Source organism: Myxococcus sp. AB056 (assembly GCF_006547365.1).
In the GTDB taxonomy this organism is placed as follows: domain Bacteria; phylum Myxococcota; class Myxococcia; order Myxococcales; family Myxococcaceae; genus Myxococcus; species Myxococcus virescens.
Genome location: NZ_VHLB01000048.1, coordinates 1 through 19,158, shown reverse-complemented (window position 1 = coordinate 19,158; position 19,158 = coordinate 1). Strand labels below are relative to the sequence as shown.

At 69.0% G+C, this 19,158-nt stretch carries 14 protein-coding genes, 1 tRNA gene and 2 pseudogenes; 8 read left to right on the top strand and 9 right to left on the bottom strand.

From position 1 onward, the window contains the following. Position 1 precedes the first annotated feature (1 nt). From FMP39_RS21180 to FMP39_RS21170, 3 genes are all read right to left on the bottom strand, one after another. Positions 2-3,955: a valine--tRNA ligase gene (locus tag FMP39_RS21180; protein ID WP_141592112.1), complete on the bottom strand. Its 3,954-nt coding sequence runs from the start codon at positions 3,953-3,955 to the stop codon at positions 2-4. Between the two features lie 64 nt (positions 3,956-4,019). Then, positions 4,020-5,282 (bottom strand): motility regulator RomR, encoded by a 1,263-nt coding sequence (gene romR, locus FMP39_RS21175; protein WP_141592111.1) that lies wholly within the window; start codon positions 5,280-5,282, stop codon positions 4,020-4,022. Between the two features lie 116 nt (positions 5,283-5,398). Continuing rightward, complete coding sequence (locus FMP39_RS21170) at positions 5,399-6,214, bottom strand: chemotaxis protein CheW (RefSeq protein WP_141592110.1); 816 nt, start codon at positions 6,212-6,214, stop codon at positions 5,399-5,401. Positions 6,215-6,264: 50 nt separating this feature from the next. On the opposite strand from FMP39_RS21170, the gene FMP39_RS21165 reads away from it, so the two are divergent. Then, positions 6,265-7,638: a diguanylate cyclase gene (locus tag FMP39_RS21165; RefSeq protein ID WP_141252812.1), complete on the top strand. Its 1,374-nt coding sequence runs from the start codon at positions 6,265-6,267 to the stop codon at positions 7,636-7,638. A 3-nt stretch (positions 7,639-7,641) separates the two neighbouring features. On the opposite strand, the gene encC is transcribed toward FMP39_RS21165, so the two are convergent. Beyond that, positions 7,642-8,034, bottom strand: a complete 393-nt coding sequence (gene encC / locus FMP39_RS21160; protein ID WP_020478352.1) for an encapsulin nanocompartment cargo protein EncC — start codon at positions 8,032-8,034, stop codon at positions 7,642-7,644. 149 nt (positions 8,035-8,183) lie between these two features. Here encC and sinK point away from each other — a divergent pair, with 149 nt between their 5' ends. Together sinK and sinM are read left to right on the top strand one after the other, a co-directional pair. After that, positions 8,184-9,701, top strand: a complete 1,518-nt coding sequence (gene sinK, locus FMP39_RS21155; RefSeq protein WP_153881176.1) for a hybrid histidine protein kinase/response regulator SinK — start codon at positions 8,184-8,186, stop codon at positions 9,699-9,701. Next, positions 9,698-10,801: a signal integration modulator SinM gene (sinM, locus tag FMP39_RS21150; protein WP_141592108.1), complete on the top strand. Its 1,104-nt coding sequence runs from the start codon at positions 9,698-9,700 to the stop codon at positions 10,799-10,801. The genes sinK and sinM overlap by 4 nt, the downstream gene beginning before the upstream one ends. Before the next feature lie 121 nt (positions 10,802-10,922). Here sinM and groL read toward each other — a convergent pair whose 3' ends face one another. Together groL and FMP39_RS21140 are read right to left on the bottom strand one after the other, a co-directional pair. Further along, positions 10,923-12,566, bottom strand: a complete 1,644-nt coding sequence (gene groL, locus FMP39_RS21145) for a chaperonin GroEL (protein ID WP_141592107.1) — start codon at positions 12,564-12,566, stop codon at positions 10,923-10,925. A gap of 168 nt (positions 12,567-12,734) precedes the next feature. Next, positions 12,735-13,091 (bottom strand): response regulator, encoded by a 357-nt coding sequence (locus tag FMP39_RS21140; RefSeq protein WP_002639463.1) that lies wholly within the window; start codon positions 13,089-13,091, stop codon positions 12,735-12,737. A gap of 92 nt (positions 13,092-13,183) precedes the next feature. Between FMP39_RS21140 and FMP39_RS21135 the strand changes: the two genes are divergently transcribed. Further along, positions 13,184-14,254, top strand: a complete 1,071-nt coding sequence (locus tag FMP39_RS21135; protein WP_194858501.1) for a metallopeptidase family protein — start codon at positions 13,184-13,186, stop codon at positions 14,252-14,254. Here FMP39_RS21135 and FMP39_RS21130 read toward each other — a convergent pair. Next, positions 14,208-15,185, bottom strand: coding sequence for an NAD-dependent epimerase/dehydratase family protein (locus FMP39_RS21130; protein WP_141592105.1), 978 nt, complete (start codon positions 15,183-15,185; stop codon positions 14,208-14,210). The two genes, FMP39_RS21135 and FMP39_RS21130, sit on opposite strands and share 47 nt — an antisense overlap. A 46-nt stretch (positions 15,186-15,231) precedes the next feature. Between FMP39_RS21130 and FMP39_RS21125 the strand changes: the two genes are divergently transcribed. The 3 genes from FMP39_RS21125 (at position 15,232) to FMP39_RS21115 (ending at position 16,724) form a co-directional block, all read left to right on the top strand. Next, positions 15,232-15,930, top strand: a complete 699-nt coding sequence (locus FMP39_RS21125) for a TetR/AcrR family transcriptional regulator (RefSeq protein ID WP_141592104.1) — start codon at positions 15,232-15,234, stop codon at positions 15,928-15,930. A 51-nt stretch (positions 15,931-15,981) separates the two neighbouring features. Next, positions 15,982-16,080 (top strand) — tRNA-Sec (locus FMP39_RS21120). Between the two features lie 23 nt (positions 16,081-16,103). Further along, positions 16,104-16,724: a VapE domain-containing protein gene (locus FMP39_RS21115; RefSeq protein ID WP_141592140.1), complete on the top strand. Its 621-nt coding sequence runs from the start codon at positions 16,104-16,106 to the stop codon at positions 16,722-16,724. 580 nt (positions 16,725-17,304) lie between these two features. Here the strand turns inward: FMP39_RS21115 and FMP39_RS21110 are convergent. Beyond that, positions 17,305-17,586, bottom strand: a pseudogene (locus FMP39_RS21110) (transposase); the annotation flags it as partial. A gap of 43 nt (positions 17,587-17,629) precedes the next feature. On the opposite strand from FMP39_RS21110, the gene FMP39_RS21105 reads away from it, so the two are divergent. Beyond that, on the top strand, positions 17,630-19,024 hold the full coding sequence (locus FMP39_RS21105) for an IS30 family transposase (RefSeq protein WP_141592103.1): 1,395 nt from the start codon (positions 17,630-17,632) through the stop codon (positions 19,022-19,024). On the opposite strand, the pseudogene FMP39_RS21100 reads toward FMP39_RS21105, so the two are convergent. Further along, positions 19,023-19,158, bottom strand: a pseudogene (locus FMP39_RS21100) (IS3 family transposase); the annotation flags it as partial. The gene FMP39_RS21105 and the pseudogene FMP39_RS21100 overlap by 2 nt on opposite strands.

Below are 19,158 nucleotides of genomic sequence, written 5' to 3'. Positions count from 1 at the left end.
GCTACCGCCGGGCCTTTGCCCGCGCCTTGGGTTTCGCCCCGGTGCCCTTCTTCGCGGGAGCCTTCCGGCCCGCCGCCTTCTTCACCGGCTTCTTGCTGGCGGCGGCAGCGACCTTCTTCGCGGCCCCCTTCTTCGTGGCAGCCTTCTTCGCGGCGACCTTGGCCGGAGCCTTCTTCGCAGCGGCCTTCTTCGCCGCGCCCTTGGCAGGCGCCTTCTTCGCGGCGGACTTCTTCGTGGCAGCCTTCTTCGCGGCGACCTTGGCCGGAGCCTTCTTCGCAGCGGCCTTCTTCGCCGCGCCCTTGGCAGCGCCCTTCGCGCCCTTCGCCGGAGCATTCTTCGCAGCGGCCTTCTTCGCCGCGCCCTTGGCCGGAGCCTTCTTCGCAGCGGCCTTCTTGGCAGCGCCCTTCGCGCCCGCGGCCTTCCGGGCCGGGGCCTTCTTCGCGGCGGCAGGCGCCTTCTTGCCCGCGGCCTTCTTCGCGGGACGCGCCTTCACCGGAGCGGCAGGCTCCTCGTCCTCGTCGGAAGCGGAGACAGCCGCCACCACCGTGTCCTTCGCGATGGACGACGCCTTCTTCACGGCGGCCAGGGTGGCCTTCACCACGGCCTTCGCGGTGGAGGCCACCGTCTGCTCGGCGGCGGCGGGCACCTCACGGGCGTCGCCACCGGCGCGCGCCGTGTTGAACTCCCGCATCGCGTCGTCGACGAGGCCCATGCTCATGTACGCAACGCCGAGGTCGTGATGGTCGGCCGGAGACAGGCCTTCCTTCGTCCCCGCGCGCAGCTTCTCCAGGGCGTCCTGCACCTGGGGGTCCGCGGCTTCGGGCACGCCGCCCACGGCCTCGAGCTCGTCCTTCAACTCCTCGGCCAGGTCGACGTTCTCCTCGGCTTCCGCATCCGGCGCGGCCTTCACCTCGGCCGGAGCGGCGGCAGCCTCCTCCTCCTCGGTGGACTCGGCGAGCGTCTCGTATTCAGCGCCCCCCTCGGCCGGAGGCGGCGTCTCTAATCGAGCAGCGCTCTCGGGCGGCGTGACGGGCTCGGTCGCGACGTCGGCTTCGGTCGCGATGTCGGCCTCGGTCGGCTCAACGCTTTCGGTCGGCTCAACGCTTTCGGTCGGCGTGCGGCTCTCGGACGGCGGCGCTGCGGGCATGGCGGGCTCCGGGGCAATGCGCTGCAGATGGTCCTGAAGCTTGGCCTTGCGCTCCTTCAACTCCTCCACGCGGGCGCGGTCCTTCTCGACCACGTCCGGGGGCGCCTTGGCCACGAAGTTGGGGTTCTCCAGCTTGCGCAGCACACCAGCGGCCTCCTGCTCGGTGCGCGCAATCTCCTTGCGGAGGCGGTCGCGTTCCGCGTCCAGGTCGATGAGACCCGCCAGCGGCACGTAGATTTCCAGGTTCGTGCCCACGAAGGCGGCGGCCTGCGGCGGCTTGGTGCCAGGCGCGCCAATCTCCACGTCGGACAGGCCGGCCAGCGGCATCAGGTACGCGCGCCAGCGCTCCAGCAGCTCGCGAGTGCGAGCGTCCGGGCTCTGCACCACCGCCTTCACCTTCGTCGCGGGCGACAGGTTGCTCTCGCCGCGGATGGTGCGCAGGCCCTCGATGGAGGCGATGACCGGGGCCATCTCCGCCTCGGCGGCCTCGTCCACCAGGTCCGCGTCGGGCTCCGGGTACGACGCGATCATGATGCTGTCCACCGACCGGGACATCGGCAGCTTCTGCCAGATCTCCTCGGTGATGAACGGCATGAACGGGTGGAGCAGCCGCAGGATGCGATCCAGCGAGTACACCAGCACCGCGCGCGCGGAGTCCTTCGCCTGCTCATCGGTGCCGTAGAGCGAGCCCTTCGCCAGCTCGATGTACCAGTCGCAGAACTCGGCCCACAGGAACTGGTACAGCGTGGACGCCGCCTCGGCGAAGCCGTACGTCTCCAGCGAGGCGCGGGCCTCGGTGGTGGCGCGCTGGAGCCGCGAGAGAATCCAGCGGTCCGCCAGCGTCAACGGACGCTCCTTCAGCGGACGCTCATCCAGCGTGAACTCGCCCATGTTCATCAGGGCGAAGCGGCTGGCGTTCCACAGCTTGTTGCAGAAGGCCTTGTAGCCAGCCATCCGGTCCATGGACAGCTTGATGTCCCGGCCCTGCTGGGTGAGCGACGCGAGCGTGAAGCGCAGCGCGTCCGCGCCGAAGGCAGGCATGCCCTGCGGGAACTTGTTCCTGAGCGTCGGCTCAAGCTTGTCCGCGGGGGCGCCGAGGATGACGTCCAAGGGGTCGATGACGTTCTTCTTCGTCTTCGACATCTTCTCGCCCTTTTCGTCGCGCACCATCGCGTGCAGGTACACGGTGCGGAAGGGCACATCCCCCATGAAGTGCAGGCCCATCATCATCATCCGGGCGACCCAGAAGAAGATGATGTCGTGGCCCGTCTCCATGACGGACGTCGGGTAGAACGTCTGGAGCTCCGGCGTGTTGCGCGGCCAGCCCAGCGTGGAGAAGGGCCACAGCGCGGACGAGAACCACGTGTCCAGCACGTCCGGGTCTTGGATGAACGTGGCGCCGCCGCACTTCGGGCAGGATGAGGGCTGCTCACGCGCGACAATCGGCTCCGCGCGCGCGAAGTCCACGCCGCCCACCTTCACCGTCGCGGAATCAAGCGGCAGGTCGGTGTCGTCCCCCAACCGAGGGCTGCACGCGGTGCAGTAGTACGCAGGAATCTGGTGGCCCCACCAGAGCTGGCGGCTGACGCACCAGTCGTGGATGTTGCGCATCCAGTGGAAGTAGGTGTTCGTCCATGACTCGGGGACGAACTTCGTGCGGCCCTGCTCCACCGCCTCGATGGCCGGCTTCGCCAGCGGTTCAATCTTCACGAACCACTGCGGCGACAGGCGCGGCTCCACCACCGTGGTGCTGCGCTGGCACGTGCCGACGGACAGCTTGTGCGGCTCCTCCTTCTCCAGCAGCCCCTGCTCCTGGAGGTCCGCCAGCACCTGCTTGCGCGCCTCAAAGCGATCCAGGCCGGCGTACTTGCCGGTCTCCTTCGTCATCCGGGCCGATTCGTCCAAGATGGACAGCATCGGCAACTTGTGACGCAGGCCCGTCTGGTAGTCGTTGAAGTCGTGCGCGGGCGTGACCTTCACCACGCCGGTGCCGAACTTCGGATCCACCAGTTCGGCGTCCGCGATGATGGGAATCTCGCGGCCGCTGAGCGGCAGCACCACGTGCTTGCCAATCAGGTCCTGGTAGCGCTCGTCCTCCGGGTGGACGGCCACGGCGGTGTCGCCCAGCATCGTCTCCGGGCGCGTGGTGGCCACGGTGAGCGTGCGGTCGGTGTCCTTCACCGGGTAGCGGATGTGCCAGATGGAGCCGTTCTTCTCCTGGTGCTCCACTTCCAGGTCGCTAAGCGCCGTGTGGCACGAAGGACACCAGTTGATGAGCTTCTGGGCCCGGTACATCAGGCCCTCTTCGTACAGCCGGACGAAGACCTCGCGCACCGCGGCGGAGGACTGCTCGTCCATGGTGAAGCGCTCGCGGCTCCAGTCCAGGGACGCGCCCAGGTAGCGGTGCTGCTCGCCGATACGAGCGCCGAACTTGCCCTTCCACTCCCAGACGCGCTCGAGGAAGGCCTCGCGGCCCAGGTCGTGGCGGCTCTTGCCCTCCGTCTGCTTCAGCTCCCGCTCCACCACCATCTGCGTGGCGATGCCGGCGTGGTCCGTACCAGGGAGCCACAGGGCGTTGAAGCCGCTCATCCGCTTCCAGCGGATGAGGATGTCCTGGATGGTGGCCGTCAGCGCATGACCGATGTGCAGGCTGCCCGTGACGTTGGGCGGCGGCAGCACCATGGAGAACGGCGGCTTGTCGGAAGGCGCCTCGGCGCGGAAGTAGTTGCGCTCCAGCCAGAATGCGTAGCGGCGAGCCTCGACCTCGGTGGGCTCGTAGGCCTTCGAAAGTTCAGTGGTATCGGTCATTGAAAACGGCCGGCCCCGGAGACCGGGGCCGGCAAAAGGTCAGGAGGTTACGGCGCCAGGCGCCTCAGTGCTGGGTCTCTCGGTCCTTGATGAGCCGCTCGAGCTCCTCACGGATGATGGTCTCCGCGAGCTGCGGTACCACCTCCCAGGCAATCTTCTCGATGACCTCGCGGGAAGCCTTCGAAAGCGCCTCGCGCAGCAGGGCCTCGCCCCCATCTGCGGCAGGCGCGCGGGCGCTCGCCGGCCTGGCCGCGACGGGCGCGGGGGTGGCGATGTCCAGCGAGATCTCCTCGGCGTCACCCTGGTCGGGCAGCGAGTCCTCGATGCTGATCGACGGCTGGGCCGCGGCGGGCGCGGGCGCACCCAGACCGAACGGATCCCTGCCCCGTGCGGCGGGCTGCGGCGCCGCCCCAGGAGGAGGCTGCGGCGCGCCAACCGGCGGACGCGCGAAGCCACCCGGCGCGGGACCACCCGGCGGAGGCGGCACACCCGGACGCGCCACGGCGCCCGGCGGCATTCCCGGACGCGGCGGAAGACCCGGCGCGGGACCACCCGGCGGAGGCGGCACACCCGGACGGGCACCCGGAGGCATCCCAGGCCCCGGAGGACGCGCGCCCGGAGGCATGCCCGGCCCCGGAGGACGCGCCATGCCCGGCGGCATCCCAGGTCCCGGAGGACGCGGCGCGCCCGGAGCACCCGGCGGCGGCATGCCCGGCCCCGGAGGACGCGCCATGCCCGGCGGCATCCCAGGTCCCGGAGGACGCGCGCCCGGCGGCGGCACACCCGCACCCGGCGGACGCGGCACGCCCGGCCCCGGAGGAACACCCGGACGAGCGCCCGGCGGAGGCGCGGGACGAGCCCCCGGCGGAGCAGCGGCGGCGACGGGCGCGGGCGCCGAGGCGGGCTGAGGAGGCGCGTGGCGCACCTGCGTGGCGGCCGACGCGGGCATCGTGTTGGACTTCTGGCCGACCAGCGCCTTCACCTTGTCGAGCAGCACCTGGCTCTCGAAGGGCTTGGTGACGTGGTCATCAGCGCGGGCGGCGCGAGCGCGATTCTCGTCGAACGCTTCGAACGTGCCGGCCAGCAGCACCACCGGGATGCCCTGGGTGGCCGGGTCGTTCTTCAGCGCTTCGCAGACCTCATAGCCGCTCTTGCCCGGCATCATGACGTCCGCGAGGACGACGTCCGGACGCAGCTCGCGGGTGCGGGAGATGGCGTCCAGCCCGTTGTCCACCGCGGTCACCTGAAAGTCCTCGGTCGCGAAGATCATCCCGATCACCTTGCGGATGGTGAGCGAGTCATCGGCGACCAGCAGATTCTTGGGCATCGGTTCGGGCCTCGGGGAGCATCCACTCCCCTGAATTCGTTGGTGATTCCCGCCACGAGGGTTGACTCGCGGCAGTCTGACAAGCGGGGCAGCTTACGAGTTGCCCTCTGGGACGATCAAGAAAACATGCGTTGCAGGTCCAGGAACGCCACAGGCTCGCTCAACCCGGGAGCACGGAAGCTCCCCGCGGTGTCGTCCGGCTCGAATCGTTGCATGACGCCGAGCACCCGCGTGGCCGTCAGCCCCACGTTCCGCCCGGCCAGCTCCGTGAGGACGATGAAGGACTCCGGGATGGGCGCTTCCCCCAACAACGCGGGGACCGAGCAGACAGGCCACAGCACCTGATCATGCGGAAAAATACCGGCCACCGGTCCACTCGGCACGGGCAGGACGCAGAAGGCCTCTCCCCGGCTGATGACCTGCGACACCAGGCCCAGGGGAACTCCGAACAGTCGGCTCTGAGACTCGAAGACGAGCGCGCGATCCGGAGCCGCCTCCGCCCAGTGCACGGGCCGGGCGGCAACCGCCGGCGACATCGACCCCACCCGGTGCGGCAGCGCCTCCGCGATGAGCTCCAGGTACAGCCGCGACTTGTGCAGCACCGCGCCCCGGCTCAGCGGCGCCAGCGAGTCCGCCAGTCCCGGTGGCAGCAGGAAGAACGGCGCGCGGGCCACGTCCGCCACCTCCACCACGGAGCGCACGCGCACCGCCAGGGTGGGACTCACGTCGAGCACCACCACCATGCCCGGGCCTTCCTCGGGCGGCCCGCCCAGCAGCGCGCAGAGGTCCTTCACCTCCAGCACACCCCGCAGGCTGCTGCCGTTGGCGCCCGGCATCGCTACTTCCATGACAGACGTCGCTTCCACGGCGTAACGGGTTTCCCCGGCCTCAACGAGAAGGCAGAGCCGACGGCCGCTTTCGAAGGGGGACACGGGGGCCGACCCTAGCAGCCTTCCATCGGTTGGTGCTAAGCCGATGGGAGATGGCGCGAATCCTCCTCGTCGACGACGAAAAGATCGCCCGCACCCTGTACGGCGACTACCTCACCGCCGTGGGACACGCCGTCACGGCGGTGGGCACGCTACAAGAGGCAAAGGAAGCACTCGCGGGCGACCGCTTCGACGCGGTGGTGACGGACCTCATCCTCCCCGGTGGCGACGGCATGGAGGTCCTGCGGCACGTGCGGGAACACCACCCGGGCGTGGAGGTGGTGGTCATCACCGGCCTGGAGAAGGTGGACCCCGCCGTGCGCGCCATCAAGAGCGGCGCCGCGGAGTACCTCGTCAAGCCGGTGGCCCCGGAGGCGCTGCAGCACGCCGTGCGCCGCGCGCTCACCACGCGCGACCTGATGCAGGAGAACGCGTCGCTGCGCCGCCATGTGGCCATGCTGGAGGCGGGGCAACGCATCGCCACCACCCTGGACCGCGAGAAGCTGGCCGCGGCCACCGCCAGCGCGCTGCAGAGCATGGCCTCCGCCAGCGCCGTGGTCCTGCTGGAGCGCGACTCCGCCTTCGCGCTGCGGCGCCACGGCACCAGCGGCCTGTCCACCGCGCTGGAAGAGCCGCTCATCGCCGAGCTCATCGAACGCCTGACGAACGAACGCGGTCCGCGCGAACTGGACGGCCTGGACGCGCCCTTCCCTCGCGCCGTCTCCTTCCCCGCGCTGGAGGGCGACGCCGTGCTGGGACACGCGGTGCTCTTCTTCGGCGGCACGGGCGCGGAGTGGGCGGGCGAGACGGCCAGCTTCCTGGTGCGCAACTGGGCGCTCGCGCTGCGCAACCTCGGCCGCTTCGCCGCGGTGGAGGACCTGGCGTACGTCGACGACCTCACGCGCCTGTTCAACACCCGCTACCTGCACCTGGTGGTGGACCGCGAGGTCCAGGACGCGCTCCAGTCACAGCGCACCTTCAGCCTGCTGTTCCTGGACCTGGACCACTTCAAGTCCATCAACGACACCCATGGCCACCTCGTGGGCTCCAAGGTGCTGGTGGAGGCGGCGCGCGTGGTGAAGGGCTGCGTGAGAGACCACGACGTCGTCGCGCGCTACGGCGGGGACGAATACGTGGTGGTGCTGCGCAACACCGACTCCGGCGGCGCGCTCAAGGTGGCCGAGCGCATCCGGCGCACCATGGAGACGCACAACTTCCTGGCGCGCGAAGGCCTGTCGCTCAAGCTCACCACGTGTATCGGCGTGGCCAGCTTCCCCGAGCACGCCCAGGACAAGGCCACGCTGTTGGACCTGTCGGACCGGGCCATGTACCGCGGCAAGCGGGGCTCGCGGAACGTCGTCTACATGGCGGCGAAGGACCTGGAGGCCCCACCGGCCGAGCGCCGGCAGGCCCACTCCGCGTCCTGACGGCTACCGGCGCAGGCTGCCCACGGTGAGGCGCTTCTCCGGGGTGACGTCCGCCGGAGACGGCGCCGCGCCCTCCTTGCCCACGGCCTCCACGGCCTCGTGCGACGCGCCGGAGGTGATGAGCCGGTACTTCTCCACGGCCTCCTTCGCGTGCGCGGCCTGCTCTGGATCCAACCGGGCGATGAGCTCCCAGAAGAGGGCGGCGTGCTCGCGCTCCTCGTCCATGACGTGCTGGAGGATGGCCTTGGCGTCCTCGTTGTCCGTCGCGTCGATATGGGCCGCGTAGAGGTTGATGGCGTCCAGCTCCGCCTCGATGTTGAGACGGATGGAGCGGGCCAGCTCAGTGTCCGTCATCTTGCGGGGGACCAGCGAGTGGAACGGGTTGGTCTGCGGCATGAAGGCCCTCCCGAGGCCGGTGTCGCGATATCCGGATTTCCGGACGGTGCGATGAGAACGCGGCCAGCATCCGCGCCGGCACGGTCCGGGTCAACGGATTCCCTCCAGGTGCGTTGCGTACAAGCGGTTGCCTCCGCCATGCTCGTCACATGGAAACACCCGTGCCGCTCGCCCAACTGCTCCAGGCCGTGGAGGCAGGGGACCTGACGGCCGCGCGAACAGCGGCGGCGGCACTGCAACGTGCGGGAGCACAGACCTCACAGCTGGCGGCGGAGGTGCTGCACGAGCTGCGACAACCGCTGCTCGGCGTGAAGGCCTACGCCCAACTGCTCGCGGAGGACGGCGCCGCCCCCGGGCCCCTGCGCCTGCTGCTGGCCCAGGTGGAGCGGATGGAGCAGATCGTCTCCGACTTCATCCGCCTGTCGAGCGAGCGACCGGCGTCCCAACAGCGCCTCTCCCTGGCGGCCCCCATCTGGGCGGCGGCGAAGCACTTCAGCATCAACCCGGACTCCTCGCGCATCTCCCTGGAGGTGGAGGCCCCGGAGGACATCACCATCCAGGGCAACGCGCGCCTCATCGAGCAGCTCACCCTGAACCTGCTCAACAACGCGCGCGACGCCATGGCGGGGCGCGGCCGGGTGAAGGTGGTGCTCACGATGGAGGGCCCCTCCCCCGCCCTCTACGTGGCGGACTGGGGTCCGGGCATCCCCGAGGAGCTGCGAGCGCGCATCTTCGAGCCCTACATCACCGCCAACAAGCGAGGCACTGGACTGGGCTTGTCGGTGTGCCAGCGCATCGCCCGCGAGCACCACGCGCGCCTCGAGCTGGCCCCGCAGGGCGTCATTCGCGACGTCCCGCCCCCGGCCACCGTGTTCCGCGTGCTCTTCCCCGCGACGGACGCGCCGCCCACGCAGAAGCACCGGGTCCTGGTGGTGGACGACGAAATCATCATCCGCATGGTCTTCCGCGACCTGATGGGCAAGGAGTGCGAGATCATCGAAGCGGCAAGCGGCGAGGAGGCCCTGGACCTGCTGCAACAGGCGCCGGTGGACCTCATCGTCACCGACAAGAACCTGCCCGGCATGTCCGGCCTGGAGCTGGCGCAGCAGGCGCGGCGGCTGCACACGGACTCGCGCGTCATCCTGATGACGGGCTACCCGTCGCTGGTGACGACGCAGCAGGCGCTGGAGCTGGGCGTGGTGGACTACCTGCTCAAGCCCTTCGACGACATCCGCGAGGTGCGCGCCCTGCTGCGCTCCACGCTGGCCCGGAAGCCCGTCCCCGCGCCGCTGGAGACGAACCCCGCGATGCGCCGGGTGGACGTGCTGGAGGACAACCCGGCGGCGGCGGCACAAATCACCCACGCCCTGTCCCTGGTGGGACTGGAGGCGCGCATCCTGACGACGACGGAGCTGGCCGCGCTGGAGCCGCCCGCGGGCGTGGTGGTGAGCTGGGACTTCACGCCCGCCTACGGGCGCAAGGCGCTGGAGCTGGGCAAGGCGCTGGCCCAGGGCGCGCCCTTCGTGGTGCTGGCCGAGCACCTCACCATGGAGACGGCGCTGGAGTCCCTGCGTGCGGGCGCCGCCGCGTGCCTTCCCAAGCTGATGTCCGACGCGTCGGCGCTCAGCCGAGAGTTGAACCGCGCATTCAAACGAGAGGCCCCATGAGACTCGCGCTCCTGTCCGTCCTGCTGCTGGGTGTTGCTTGCTCCTCCGACAAGCCTCCGCTGCAGGACGGGCCGGACGCGGGCCGTGGCGACGCGGGCACCCGGACAGACGACGCGGGCACCGGGACAGACGATGCGGGCAGCGGCGACGCGGGTTGCGAGCCACTGGCCTCGGGTCCGGGCACCCCACTGCTCACCGGGTTGAACACGCCCCGCAGGCTCGCGGCGGACGAAACGGACCTCTACATCGCCGAGTCCCACTCCCTGAATCCGCAGCAGCCCCAGCCGGGCCCCGGGCGGCTCCTCCGGCTGCCACGCGCGGGCGGTGACGCGGTGTCCGTGGCCACGGGCTTCCGGGCGCCGGATGCCATCGCCGTGGTGGCGGACTCCGTCTACGTGCTCGACCTGGACGGGCTGTGGCGGGTGGACAAGGCGACGGGAACGAAGGACGCACGGCCGCTCGATGCCACGGTGAACAACGTCACCATTGGCGGCACGGACGTCCTGCCCGCGCGGATGGGTGACCGGGACGTGGTGGTCATCGCGACGTCGCACCGCCGGCTGGTGCGCGTGGACGCCTCGGGCGGCAACCGCCAGGAGCTCTACGCCGGCACGGGCTACACGCAGGTGCGGGGAGCCCGCGTGGTGGGCCAGGACGTGTGGTTCCTGGTTGCCGCGGGAGAGAGCCCCGGCCTCTACAGCGTGCCGCTGGACGGCAGTGCCCCGGCCACGCTGCGCGACGGCACCATCACCGCCGGCACCTCGTTGGAAGTCACGCCCACGCACTTCCTCGTCACCGAAGGAGGCGGCGGAAACGGCCGCGTGCTGCGCCTGCCCCGCGAGGGCGGCGCGGCGGAAGTCGTGGCCACGGGCCTCCAGGGGCCCGCCTTCCCGGTGGAGCTGAATGGCACGCTCTACTTCAAGGACGTCAGCACCGGCGGCACGGGCTTCCTCCGCCGCGTGAGCACCTGCACGCCCGGCGCCCTGGAGCCCGTGGGCCCAGAGGGCGTGGGGCCCGGTGGCCTGCTGGTGGACGGCGACACCCTGCTCTACACGTCGCAGGAGAGCGGCACCGGCGGCGTCGTGGGCCGCGTGCCCTGACCGCCAGGCAGCCCCCGCTGGAACGACAACGGCCCCGGCGCCTCCTGACGAGGCATCCGGGGCCGCTGACTGCCGAGGCCCAGACGGCCCGGGACTCACGTCCCGAGCCCTCCGGAGCGGCTCAGTAGTCCATGTCGTCGCCGCCGTAGTCCGGCATGCCGGCGCCAGCGCCGCCGCCCTTGGCCTTGCCCTTCGGGCGCTCGGCGACCATGGCCTCGGTGGTCAGCAGCAGCGAGGCGACGGAGGCGGCGTTCTGCAGCGCGGTGCGCTCCACCTTCGTCGGGTCGATGACGCCGGCCTTCTCCAGGTCCTCGTAGACCTCCGTGCGGGCGTTGTAGCCGAACGCGCCGGTGCCCTCGCGGACCTTGTTGATGACCACGGCGCCCTCGACGCCGGCGTTGCTGGCAATCTTCCGCAGCGGCTCCTGGAGCGCACGGCGGATGATGGCCACGCCGAAGTCCTGCTCACCGCCCGGCTTCAGCTTCTCCAGCGCGGGCAGCGCGCGGAGGTAGGCCACGCCGCCGCCAGGGACGATGCCCTCTTCGACGGCCGCGCGGGTCGCGTGCAGCGCGTCCTCCACGCGGGCCTTCTTCTCCTTCATCTCCGTCTCGGTGGCCGCGCCGACGTTGATGACGGCCACGCCGCCCACCAGCTTCGCCAGACGCTCCTGGAGCTTCTCGCGGTCGTAGTCGCTGGTGACGGAGTCAATCTGCGTGCGGATGAGCTTGATGCGGCCCTCGATGGCCGCCTTCGTGCCCACGCCGTCCACGATGGTGGTGTTGTCCTTGTCCACCGTGGCGCGCTTGGAGCGGCCCAGGTCGGTCAGCGACAGCGTCTCGAACTTGTGGCCCAGGTCCTCGCTGACCACCGTGCCGCCGGTGAGGACGGCGATGTCCTGCAGCATCTCCTTGCGGCGGTCACCAAAGCCGGGGGCCTTCACCGCGCACACGTTCAGCACGCCGCGGATCTTGTTGACCACCAGGGTGGCCAGGGCCTCGCCCTCGATGTCGTCGGCGATGATGAGCAGCGGCTTGCCGGAGCGGGCCACCTGCTCGAGCAGCGGAATCATGTCCTGCATCGACGAGACCTTCTTCTCGCTGATGAGGATGTAGGGGTCGTCCAGGACGGCCTCCATCCGCTCGCGGTTGGTCACGAAGTACGGGGACACGTAGCCGCGGTCGAACTGCATGCCCTCGACCACGTCGAGCGTCGTCTCGAGGCCCTTCGCCTCCTCGACGGTGATGACGCCCTCCTTGCCGACCTTCTCCATCGCGTCCGCGATGATGGCGCCGATGGTCTCATCGCCGTTGGCGGAGATGGTCCCCACCTGGGTGATGGCCTTCTTGTCGGCGGTGGGCTTGGACAGGCTCTTCAGCTCGCCCACGACGACCTCGACGGCCTTGTCGATGCCGCGCTTGAGGTCCATCGGGCTGTGGCCGGCGGCCACCAGCTTGAGGCCCTCCTCATAGATGGCGCGCGCCAGCACCGTGGCGGTGGTGGTGCCGTCGCCGGCCTTGTCGGAGGTCTTGGACGCGACCTCCTTCACCATCTGCGCGCCCATGTTCTCGAACTTGTTCTCGAGGTCGATCTCCTTGGCGACGGTGACGCCGTCCTTGGTGATCGTGGGGGAGCCGAAGCTCTTCTCGATGACCACGTTACGGCCCTTGGGGCCGAGGGTCACCGCGACCGCGTCCGACAGGGTGCGGACGCCGCGCAGGATGGCCTCACGCGCGGACTGATGGAAGAAAATCTCCTTCGCTGCCATCGCAACCTCCTGAATTCACTGGGGGATTTTACTGATACGACACGGGCCGTTAGCACTCGGCCATGGCGAGCGCCAACATAAGGGCCGCCCGAACGATGTCAACCAGGAAGGGTGGGCGTGTAGGCGAGCGGACGGCCCGAGGCACCCTGCCGGGAGGGGCGCCGTGGGCTATTGCGCGAAGCGGACCAGGGTGAGCAGTTGGCCCATGTCCAGGGGCTTGTGGAGCGTCAGGGCTACGCCCTTGCGCAGGCCGCGGTCCGTCACCGAGCCGTCCTCGCTGCCCGTCATCAGCAGCACCGGGACGCTCTGGAAACGGGGGTCCGCCTTGAGCATCTCCGTGAACTGGATGCCGTCCATATGGGGCATCACGTAGTCGGTGATGACCATGCTGACCTGGTTGCGTTCCAGCACGTCGAGCGCCTGGAGCGCGTCGGACGCCGAGTAGACCGTGAACCCATGCATCTCCAAGAAGCGAGAGAGCATCGTGCAGAGTTCGAGATCGTCGTCGACGACAAGGATGTTCACGGGACTGAGCGCCGCACCAGGACGGGCCAAGGAACGTAGCAGCCGTGCGCGGCGTTGACAACGAAGTGCGCGGCTTCATATGTCGCGGCCCCATGGGGATGCGGACGTCGAAGCGAACGGGGGTGAGCGGGATGGAGGCGCTGGACGCGGCAGCAGAGGCCTTCGAGACGGGCGACTTCGAGGCGGCCCTGGCCGCCGCCGACCGCAGCCTGGCCCAGGCCCCGGACTCGGTGGACGCCCTGCACATGCGCGCCGCCGCCCTGGTGGAGCTGGGCCGCCTGGAGGAAGCCGGCCGGGCCTTCGGCGCAGCGCTGAGGGTGTCCCCGGACGACCTGGAGGTGCTCCTGGGCACCGTGGACTGCCTCATCTGCCGCGCGGGCGAGGACCGGGAGGCCGTGGAGGAAGGCCTGGGCTTCTGCGCGAAGGGCAAGCGCCTGGCGCAGAAGGCCGGCGACGTGGAGCTGCTCTACGAGTTCCTCCTCCTGGAGGGCATGGGCCTGAACCAGGTGGGCGAGTGCCGCGCGGCTCTGGCGAGCCTGGACGCGGCGCTGGGGCACATGCCGCACTCGGTGGACGCGCAGTTGGAGCGGGGCATCGCCCTGTTCGAGCTGTGCCGCTTCGACGACGCGAAGGGCGCCTTCGACAAGGTGCTGCAGGATACGCCCGACGAGGCCTGGGCTCACCAGTACCTGGGGCTGATGGCGGAGCGCCGGGGCGACGAGAAGGAGGCCCAGCGTCGCTTCGCCAAGGCCCAGGCGCTGGTGCCGACGGAGTTCTTCCCGCCGGTGGAGCTGGGCGAGGCCGAGTTCGACCGCGCGGTGGAGGCCGCGGTGCAGTCCCTGCCCGGCCACGCGAAGCAGTACCTGGACAACGTCACCATCGCGGTGGAGGACCTGCCGGCGGATGAGGACCTGCTGGGTGAGGACCCTCCCCTGTCACCGAGCATCCTCGGGGTGTTCCGCGGCCTGGCGGTGGGCGAGCGCAGCGTGACGAACGCGTTCGACCACGTCCCCGCGTCCATCGTGCTGTACCAGAAGAACCTGGAGCGCTTCGCCCGCACCCGCGAGGAGCTCATCGAGCAGATTGGCATCACCGTCATGCACGAGGTCGGTCACCTCATGGGACTGGATGAGGATGACCTGTGGCAACGGGGGCTGGACTGAGCGCCGCGAGCGTCTGGCGGATGCCGTCACGGTACGGCGTCTTCCGGATGTCGCCGAGCAGCGCCCTCAACGCCGAGTCGTCCATGATGACGGGCGAGGTGTGCAGGTAGTGCATCTCCCCCAGCTCGCGCATGAACGGGCTGAAGAGGCCGATGAGGCGCACCATCCCCGGCCCCAGCACTGAGTACTTCGCGGGGTGGCCGGCCTGGGCGTAGATGTCCTCCACCAGGGCCGCCTGGGAGGTGACGCCCGCGCCCCCGAGGTTCCAGAAGCGGCCGTAGGCGCCCGGATGGCCCATGAGCGCCGTCACGGTGGGGCCCACGTCGGGTACGAAGACGAACTCGTGGGGCGTGTCGATGGGGCCGATGAGCTGGGCGCGCTTGCCCTGTGAGGCGGCGACGAAGGCGCGGTGGAGGAAGCTGTTCTCCACGCCCGGGCCGTAGAAGTCCGGCAGGCGGAGGATGGTGACTTGGATGGAGCCCGCCTTGTCCGCCGCGAGCAGCAGGTCCTCCTGAGCCTTGCGCAAGCGGCCCTTGTTCGTGTGCGGCACGCGGGGGTGGGACTCGTTGACGACGTCCGTGCGCGGCCGGCCGTAGGGGTACACGCTGGCGATGAAGACGATGCGCTCCACGCCCTCGGCAATGGCGGCGTCGAGCGTGCGCTTCATCAGCTCCGGGTGGAGGTGGAACTGCCAATAAGGCACGCCGACCAGATAGACGAGCGTCTGGACGCCCCGGGCCGCGGCCTGGATGGAGGCGATGTCGTCGGGATTCCAGGTGACGATCTCCGCCTGCGGGTCCGCCCCGAACTCCCGCTGGAGTCCCTCCCGGGAGCGTCCCACCACGCGGTAGCCCCGCCCCTGCCCCCGCAGCGCCTGCGCGATGCTGTGTCCGACGACGCCCGTGGCGCCGAACAACGCGACCGTGCCCATGTCCTGGTCCCTCTTCCGAACGGCGAGTGGTTTGTGAACACCGCTCATGAACACCGTTCATCTACTGCTGGGCGTTCAGTGGGTCAAGGCCTACACTGGGAGCATGGGGATTGCGGAGCGGAAGGAGCGACAGCGGGCGGAGCTGCGCGAGCAGATTCTGCGAGTCGCCCGGGACATCGTGGTGAAGGAGGGCTTCCCTGCCCTCTCGATGCGCAAGCTGGCGGACGCGGTGGAATACGCGCCGGCGACGCTCTACCTCCACTTCGAGAACCGGGAGGCCATCGCGAAGGAGCTGTGCGTGCGCGGCTTCCAGGACCTGCTGGCCATGCTGGAGCCCGCGGCCCAGGTGGAGGACCCGCTGGAGCGGTTGCCCAAGCTGGCGGAGGCCTACGTTCGCTTTGGCCTGGAGCACCCGGAGACGTACCGGCTGATCTTTATGGAGGACCCGAAGCTCTCCACCGCGCTATTCGGGGACCACCCGGAGGGCGCGGGGCCGAGGTCCTTCGGGGTGCTGGTGCAGGTGTTCGTGGACCTGCTGGCGGCCGGGAGGCTGGCGGAAGGCACGAAGCCGGAGCAGCTCGCGGAGGTGCTGTGGGCGGGGGTTCACGGCATCGTGAGCTTGAGGCTCACGTGCACGGGGTTTCCGGGCACGCACGCGGAGGAGCTGACGCAGGTGCTGGTGACGACGCTCGTGAGGGGCTTGCCGGGGTTGAAGGCGGAACGTGCGCAGAAGAAGACCCGGTGAGCCCGTGGCCCCAGGTTGACGGGGTCCGGAGGGTTCGGCGTAATCGCAGACGGTAGGGACTCCGGACCTGGTGGCCGGCCCGGTCTTCAAAACCGGTGAGGGGCGCCGAGAGGCGTCCCTGGCGAGTTCGATTCCCGTGCCCTACCGCCAATACTTCCGAGGGGTTACGCCCCATCACTGCGCGCAACGAGGACACCTACCGGCCACCCTACGGGCGCGTCACAGTGAAGACGCCGCGCCGCTGCGTCTTCGTCGGGACGACCAATTCCCTGGAGTACCTGCGCGCGGACGCGAGCGGCTACCGCCGCTGGTGGCCGGTACGGTGCACGCGCATCGACATCGAAGGACTCAAGCGTGACAGAGGCCAGCTCTGGGCGGAGGCCGTAGCGCGCTTCCAGATGGGTGAGAAGTGGTGGCTTGAAGAGGAGCAGGCCCAGCGCGCGGAGAGTCACGCGCAGGAGCGAAGCGAGACGGACGGAGGACCGGACGACACCATCCTCCAGTGGGTGTTGAGCGTGCCGCCCGAGAAGCGCAACGAGGTGACGACGGAGCTGGTGGCCCGCGACGCGCTTCTCCTCACGACGCCTGGGCAGATTCCGCGCGGCGTGCGCCTCGACATCGGCCGCTCCCTCCGACGCCTGGGATTCCAACGCACCCAGCGGCGGATTGCCGGCGTCCCAACGTGGGTCTACCTGCCGCCGGAGAACATCCGCTACGCCCCTCAGCAGCCGCTAAGCATGGCACGTCCCAGTCCGGTGGTGCTCACCAGGACAACGCACACGCTGGAGTCATGAATTGCCCCCACCACATGACTTTCGCAACCCCTCGGCATAGCAAATCAAGGGGTAGCGGGAGCGGCATCGACCTGATTGAAGCGAATGATCGTGCCGCGAATAATCTGGCCACTCCCATCCATCTGGGCAAGAACTGCGTCGCCCCCTGCCGCGCAGACCTGAGGGCCAACATCCTCAAGGAAGCGACCAATCGACCGGGTATAAAAGCCTACGGGCTCAAGCACGCCTAGCTCGACGAAAGAGCGCTCTGGCCGGATGGTAAGCGCCTCAGGCTGGCACGTCGCGGGCTTTGCCTCTGCTACCGCATTGGTCGTCCGGGTATAGCTGTAAGAGACACATCCCAACGAGGTCGTCGCCAAACCGAGCACTCCAACTGCGCGCAGACTTAGGTTCATACACCGCAACTTACCACAATGAGAAGCTCAAGTCTGCCCTTGGGGCACCAGAGAAGGGAGCACGCTAGGCCAGGAGATGGGCAATGCGGACAAGGCCGACCGCGGGGCCACTCGCGGAAAGTGTCCCCATTCAAGAGAGTGTTTGAAGTTGCCCCGGTTCCGCAGAGCGTTCCGCGCTTGCGCCCTCAAGCAACAGCGCGGTGCTTCTTCTCGTAACCAGCGGGTGACTCGTAGTCGAGCGCGGAGTGGCGCCGGAGCGGATTGTACCAGCCCTCGATGAAGCGGAAGACTGCCATCCGCACCTCGGCGTGAGACGTGAAGCGGCGGCGTGCGAGCAGTTCGCACTCGAGCGTGGCGAAGAAGCTTTCACACATCGCGTTATCGTACGCGTCGCCGACGCTGCCCATGGATGGGCGCACGCCGGCTTCCTTGCACCGAAGCCCGAAGCCAATCGAGGTGTACTGGGTGGATTCAACGGGTCGTCGCAACACTCGACGTTGAGGAGTTGCGATGGGGAACAACAAGAGTCGACGGGCTGACCGTGCTGGACGCCCGCCTATGTCGTCGCCTGGGCGTCCGCCGGTGGGAAGGCGTGAGCACCGACAACGATTCTGGGAAGCAATCGCCCGCGGACTTTCGAGCGAAGATGCTGGAAGGGTGGCCGGCGTATCTCCGGTGGTGGGATGCAGGTGGTTCCGAGAGAGTGGAGGCATGCCGTCAAGAAGTCTGGCCCCGCTGTCGGGGCGGTACCTGTCGTTTGCCGAGCGAGAAGAAGTCGCGATTTTGCACGCCCAGCACGTTGGGATTCGCGCGATAGCTCGCCGGCTCCGTCGTTCACCCTCGACCATCTCGAGGGAGTTGCGTCGTAATGCGGCAACTCGTGGCGGTGCCCTGGAGTATCGCGCTACGACCGCCCAGTGGCACGCGGACCGACGTGCACGACGCCCAAAGGTCGCGAAGCTGGCCGCGAACGGCGCGCTGCGAAGGTACGTGCAGGAGCGACTGGCCGGAGTACTTACCGCTACTGACGGGGCGGCAGTGCCCGGCCCAGAAGTGCGATGGAAGGGGCGGCGCCACGGGCCACGAAAAGACCGCCGTTGGGCGACCGCCTGGAGTCCAGAGCAGATTGCCAACAGGCTTCGAGTGGACTTCCCCGTGGATGCGTCGATGAGGGTATCCCACGAGGCCATCTACCAGGCTCTCTACGTACAAAACCGCGGCGCACTGCGACGCGAACTGGTCAGCTGCCTGCGAACTGGGCGGGCACTGCGTGTGCCGAGGGCGCGGACCCGTACGCACGGCAAGAAATTTGTCGGCGCCGAATGCAGACTCAGCCAGCGTCCCCCCGAAATCACGGACCGCCGAGTGCCGGGACACTGGGAAGGTGATCTCATCTTGGGGCTGGGCAGCTCCGCCATTGGCACGCTGGTCGAGCGCACCACGCGGTTTACGCTGCTGCTGCATCTGCCACGCATGGACGCCCACGGCCAACCTCGCGTCAAGAACGGCCCTGCGCTGGCAGGACATGGTTCCGAAGCGGTCCGAGGTGCCATCACCTCCTCGCTCACAACGTTGCCGGAGCGGATGCGCCGGACACTCACGTGGGACCAAGGGGCCGAGATGGCTCAGCATGCCCTCCTGCGCGCCGACACGGGCTTGGCCATCTACTTCTGTGACCCGCACAGTCCATGGCAGCGAGGCACGAACGAGAACACCAACGGACTGCTCCGTCAGTACTTCCCGAAAGGGACGGACCTGTCCCGCTACTCTCGTGCGGAGTTGGCCACTGTCGCCCTTGCCCTCAACAGCCGGCCACGCAAGACGCTTGGCTGGAAAACACCTGCCGAGGCTCTCAGTTCTTATCTATACTTAATTCAACCAGACGGCGTTGCGACGACCGCTTGAATCCGAGCTGCGTCCCTTGGTCGCTGTGGTGCACGACGCTTTGGGGCTGACGCTGCCCCACAGCCATGTCGAGTGCCTGCACGACGAGCTCCGTCTTGAGGTGGCCAGCCATGGCCCAGCCGACGACTTTACGG